The organism is Bifidobacterium sp. POST2/T3 (B1) (assembly GCF_058197115.1).
In genome coordinates this window covers 1-5,163 of the sequence record NZ_JBVPQK010000192.1, presented here as the reverse complement: position 1 = coordinate 5,163, position 5,163 = coordinate 1, and the positions used below count along the sequence as shown (strand labels likewise).

General features: G+C 62.0%; 5 protein-coding genes and 1 pseudogene. 4 read left to right on the top strand and 2 right to left on the bottom strand.

Annotation, left to right across the window (positions count from 1 at the left end):
* On the top strand, window positions 1-315 hold a 315-nt coding region (locus AC0AP0_RS08790), incomplete at its 5' end, for a 6-phosphogluconolactonase (protein ID WP_490430193.1).
* A gap of 29 nt (window positions 316-344) precedes the next feature.
* On the opposite strand, the gene AC0AP0_RS08785 is transcribed toward AC0AP0_RS08790, so the two are convergent.
* Complete coding sequence (locus tag AC0AP0_RS08785) at window positions 345-1,130, bottom strand: FadR/GntR family transcriptional regulator (RefSeq protein WP_490430192.1); 786 nt, start codon at window positions 1,128-1,130, stop codon at window positions 345-347.
* 225 nt (window positions 1,131-1,355) lie between these two features.
* On the opposite strand from AC0AP0_RS08785, the gene AC0AP0_RS08780 reads away from it, so the two are divergent.
* From AC0AP0_RS08780 to gnd, 3 genes and pseudogenes are all read left to right on the top strand, one after another.
* Window positions 1,356-2,801, top strand: coding sequence for a GntP family permease (locus AC0AP0_RS08780; RefSeq protein ID WP_144178202.1), 1,446 nt, complete (start codon window positions 1,356-1,358; stop codon window positions 2,799-2,801).
* A gap of 36 nt (window positions 2,802-2,837) precedes the next feature.
* Window positions 2,838-3,515, top strand: a complete 678-nt coding sequence (locus tag AC0AP0_RS08775) for a gluconokinase (RefSeq protein WP_082097679.1) — start codon at window positions 2,838-2,840, stop codon at window positions 3,513-3,515.
* A gap of 54 nt (window positions 3,516-3,569) precedes the next feature.
* Window positions 3,570-4,481 (top strand): annotated as a pseudogene (gnd, locus tag AC0AP0_RS08770) (phosphogluconate dehydrogenase (NAD(+)-dependent, decarboxylating)); the annotation flags it as partial.
* Here the strand turns inward: gnd and AC0AP0_RS08765 are convergent.
* Window positions 4,471-5,163: family 43 glycosylhydrolase (locus tag AC0AP0_RS08765; RefSeq protein ID WP_490430191.1), on the bottom strand; the 693-nt coding region annotated here is incomplete at its 5' end. The pseudogene gnd and the gene AC0AP0_RS08765 overlap by 11 nt on opposite strands.

Below are 5,163 nucleotides of genomic sequence, written 5' to 3'. Positions count from 1 at the left end.
TTTGGCGTGGGTCCCGACGGCCACTATGCCTCCCTCTTCCCCGACCGCCCTGAGGTCAGGCTGCAGGACGAAGATCTGCTGGTAACGGGTGTCAGCAACTCCCCCAAGCTGCCCCCGCTCAGGGTCACCATGACCACGCCATTCATCCGCCGGACCCCAAAGGTCTGGCTGTTCACCTCAACTGCTGAGAAGGCATCGGCCGTCGCTGCCGCCCTGGGAACCACAGACGATCCCCATGTCCCCTCCTCTTATGCCAGGGGCACTCTGGAGACCCTCTGGCTCCTGGACGCTGATGCCGCCTCGAAACTGAACTGAGCCTTCTGCACCAAGAGCCTCTACAGATCTCAGGACTCCGAAGATTCCTTATCCGCAGCAGGAGCGGAGTCTTCGGAGTCCTTTCTTGTCATTTGTTCGACAGCCCGATCGGATTCGTCAACGATCCAATCCATGGCGTGGCGGGCCCCCTCTGCATCGCCCCGACGTATCAGTGCAGCCACGTCGCCATGCAACCGCAACGCTTTCTCATCGGCCTTCCTGGGCATAAGCTCATGCCGGGTTCGCCCAGACAGCACTGATGCAATCACATCGCCCAAGGCCGCGAACATAGCGTTGCCCGATGCCTCAAGCAGGGTTCGATGAAACGTTTCGTCAGCCCGAAGATAGTCCGGCCCGTCGGCCCGGTCAGCGTTGGCCACCATATCAATGGCGGCCCGCGTCAGCTTCGCCCATTGATCCTGATCAGCATTGCCGGCCGCCAGCTGGGCAGCCATGGGCTCCACGCATGCCCTGAGCTCAGACAGCTCATGCAAGGTCCGTCCCCGGTCAGGTCCACGCAGTCTCCACTCGATCACCTGCGGATCATAGATATTCCAGAGTTGACGAGGATTGACTGTGGCACCGACCTTGCGTTTGACAGTGACCAGACCCATGGCCTCAAGAACCCTGGTGACCTCGCGGGTGACCGTGCGCGAAGGTCTCTGGCTATCCAGGTCAGGGGCGGGTAGCCGGTCTCCCGGAGCGATGGTGCCATCTACGATGGCCGCCCCCCACTGGTCCAGCAGCCGATCATGCAGGGTGCCTTCTGCAGCCGTTTCGTCATCAGGTTTCCTTGCGTTTTTCACGAATTCCACTCTAGCAACCTGGCCCATTCCCAATTTGACCAGAGTGGTATGTAAATAATTTCGAGACTCGATCCTGCCCCTTAGCATGCCGTCTTCCAATCCGTCCCAGATTCGTGTAAAATACTGTCTGTTAAGGCATACGTAATATCACACTGTCGATATTAAGTAATGCAAAAATAAGAGCCGGGAAGCTGTTCAGGCTGAACGGCTCGCATCCTCAGAGAAGAGGCAGCCATGCTTTTAGCGTCGCAGCCGACAGCCGACGGGTACCTAACCCTGGCGGCGAGTCAGGCCGTTTCCCTGAACACCACCCAATTGGGCATCAGCCTGGTGCTCAGCCTGGCGGTGCTCATCTTCCTAGTCACTGTCGTCAAACTTCATCCCTTTGTCTCACTGCTGGGTGCCGCCCTGGTGGTCGGCATCGGTTCTGGCTACGGACCCGTGGCCACCCTGACCAGCTTTACCGGCGAGTTCGGCTCCACCATGGGCTCCGTAGGCATTCTGATCGGCCTGGGAGCCATGATCGGCAAGGTCCTCATGGACACCGGAGCCACTGACCAGGTGGTCAACACCCTGGTCGCCAAGTCCAAGCCCGCCACCATCCCCTGGATCATGGCCCTGATCGGCGCCCTGATCGGCCTGCCCATGTTCTTCGAAGTCGGCCTGGTCATTCTGGTCCCGGTCATCATTCTGGTGGCCCGCCGCACCAAGCTTCCCCTGATGCGTGTGGCCATCCCCACCCTGGCAGGCCTGTCCATCATGCACGCTTGTGTGCCTCCTCACCCCGGCCCCTTGGCCGCCCTGAGCCAATTCAAGCAGACCGGAAACGTAGGCCTGACCATGATGTTCGGCATCCCCTTCGCCCTGATTACCCTGGTCGTCGTGGGCCCGGCCTTTTCCCGTCTGGCCTCCCGCTGGGTGCCCATCGAAGCCCCGGCCGATTTTGTGGCCAAGAGCGAGCAGGCCGGCAAGGAGGAGACCCGGCTGCCATCCTTCGCCCTCTCGGTCTGCTGCATCCTGCTGCCGGCAGTCCTCATGCTGCTGACCTCCATCTTCGAGATCGCCATTCCCGGGTTCAAGGATCGCACGGACGGCCTGGCACAGACCATCAACTTCATCGGCAACCCGGTCATGGCCCTGGCCATAGCACTGATTGTTTCCATGCTGGTCCTCAAGGCCGCCTCGGGCATCTCCTGGAAGACCGTCAATGACTCCCTGGGAGCGTCGCTTCCCGCTGTAGCGGGCATCCTGCTGATTGTGGGCGCAGGCGGTGGCTTCAAGGGCGTCCTGGTCTCCACCGGCATCGGCAAGATCATCGGCACCTTTGTGGAGAACTCCAACATCTCCATCTTCCTGCTGGGCTGGGTCATCGCCGTCTTCGTACGCATCGCCACAGGCTCGGCCACCGTCTCCATCCTGACCACGGCCGGCATTCTCAGCAACGCCATGACCATGATGCATGCGGGCTCCACGGCCACTACACTTCTGGTCATCGCCATCGGCGCCGGCTCCATCTTCCTCTCCCACCTCAACGACGCAGGCTTCTGGCTGATCAAGGAGTACTTCGGCCTGAGCGTTGGCGAGACCCTGAAGACCTGGTCGGTTCTGGAATGCCTGCTGTCGGTAGTGGTTCTGGTCCTGGTCATGATCGCCAGCATCTTTGTACCCATCACCGCCTGAGCGTCATTGTCAGATTACTTTTCAGAAAGGTTGCACATGGTCGACACATCGTTGAAGAATTCCGACGCGCTGAGCGCGGAAGACCACCCGGAGCCCCAAGTCCCCTCGGCAGTGGACAACACGGTTCCTCCGGACTACTTCCAAGGCCGCACACCCGTTCTGGTCATCATGGGGGTCGCCGGCTGCGGCAAGACCACCATGAACGAGCACCTGGGCAGCAAACTGGGCTGGGACATGGCCGAGGCCGACGACTTCCACCCCCAGGCCAACATCGACAAGATGGCCCGCGGCATCCCCCTGAACGACCAGGACCGTTGGCCCTGGCTGGACAGCATCCATGATTGGATCGAGGACCACATGCGGCGAGGAGTGCCCGGAACCGTCACCTGCTCCGCCCTGAAGCGGATCTATCGTGACCGGTTGCGAATGCCTGGGGTGGTCTTCATCCACCTGAGCGGGGACTACGACTCCATCATGGAACGGCTCTCCAAGCGGAAGGGGCATTTCATGAAGCCGCAGATGCTCCGCTCCCAGTTCGATGACTTGGAACCCCTGGGACCGGACGAGGTTCACCTGACCATCGACGTGGGTCTGCGCATGTCTCCCGAGATCGAGGCCGAAGAGGTCATCGACACCCTGGGTCTGCAGTGTGATGTCAAAGCGCACACCGCCCAGGTTCAGGCCGAGCGCGCCCGGCAGGCAGCCCGCCAGTAGCACCGGCAAAGCGGCCCGACCGCGGCCGACCACCAACCATCGCGGTCAACTTCACACTGTTGCAGTCAAGGGAGAGGAACTGACACTATGAAGATCGGCATGATTGGCCTGGGACGCATGGGCAAGAACATGGCGGACCGTCTGCGTACCGGTGGCCACCAAGTGGTCGGCTACGACATCGCGCCGGACTCGGGCAGGGATGTGGACAGCCTGCAAGCCCTGGTTCAGGCGCTGGAGGCCCCACGAGTGATTTGGGTCATGGTCCCGGCCGGCAAGCCCATTGAGTCCACTCTCGATCAGCTTGGCGAGCTGATGGAGCGCGGCGACCTGGTCGTGGATGGGGGCAACACCCGCTTCACCCAGGACCAGGAGCACGCCCAAGCCCTGGCCGCCAAGGGCATAGGCCTGGTGGATGTGGGCACCTCCAACGGCATCTGGGGCAAGGAGAAGGGCTACGCCTTGATGGTCGGAGGATCGGATCAAGACGTGGCCCGGATCCAGCCCATCCTGGACACCTTGAAACCTGAGGGCGACTACGGTCTGGTCCACGCGGGAGGAACCGGCGCTGGCCACTATGCCAAGATGGTCCACAACGGTATCGAATACGGGATGATGCAGGCTCTGGCCGAAGGGTACGCAGTCCTGGAGGCCTCCGACCTGATCAAGGAGCCAGGCGAAGTGGTGGAGTCCTGGCGAAAGGGCTCGGTCATCCAGTCCTGGCTGCTGGATTTGCTGGCCCAGGCGCTAAAAGAGGACCCGCACCTGAGCAAAATCGCCGGCAAGGCTGACGAGACTGGCGAAACCAAATGGATGATTGCGGACGCCCTGGAGTTGGGGGTGCCCACACCGGCCATCACCTCGGCACTCTACGCCCGCCAGTCCTCCAAGATCGAGGACCCCATGACCATGAAGGTGGTCTCCGCACTGCGCAGCGCCTTCGGTGGCCACCCCATCGTCAGGGAGTAACCAGGTCCTGGGCCGGGTACCAGTAGGATCCCACCTGCGGGCGGACCTGGACCATGGCGCCGTCATCAGCGAAATCCAAGGGGGCAAAGACGATTTCGCGATGACAGCCGTCGCCCTGGCCGTCCCTGGCGAACCTGTGATAGGCGACGATCCAGTCGTCCCGGCCCGGCACACAGGTAATGCAGTGATGCCCCGTGGCCAGAATCCCCTTGGCATGGTCAGCCTTGATCAGGACCTGGGGCGCGGTCCAAGGGCCGTCCAGCGATGGCGCGCTGGACCAGCGGATCTGATAGTTCGGATCCCTGGTGTCATTTTCCGACCAGGAGGCATAGTAGATGTCTCCCCGCCGACAGACAGTGATGGCTTCGCGGAAGTTGTCAGGCACAGCGGAGCGTACTGAGTCATTCTCCAGACGCAGGCCATCAGGGCTCAGCCGCGCCATGTAGGCACGGCCATTGCCCCACAGCAGATAGGGCACATCGCCGTCATCCACGAAGATCGAGGGATCGATGGGCAGGCAGTCGTAGTCCCCCCGGGCGATGAATGGCTCCCTGGCCGCTCGGAAGGGACCGGTCGGGCCGGGAGCGACAGCTTGGCCGATCTGCCCGTCGGCCACAAAATACAGGATGCAGCGTCCCCGGCGCACCAGCAGGCAGGGCGCCCAGGCACCCTGTCCCCCATG

Excerpts from the sequence above, each read along its gene's own strand:
- AC0AP0_RS08780 (WP_144178202.1), top strand. The coding sequence starts at position 1,356 with ATGCTTTTAGCGTCGCAGCCGACAGCCGACGGGTACCTAACCCTGGCG.
- AC0AP0_RS08775 (WP_082097679.1), top strand. The coding sequence starts at position 2,838 with ATGGTCGACACATCGTTGAAGAATTCCGACGCGCTGAGCGCGGAAGAC.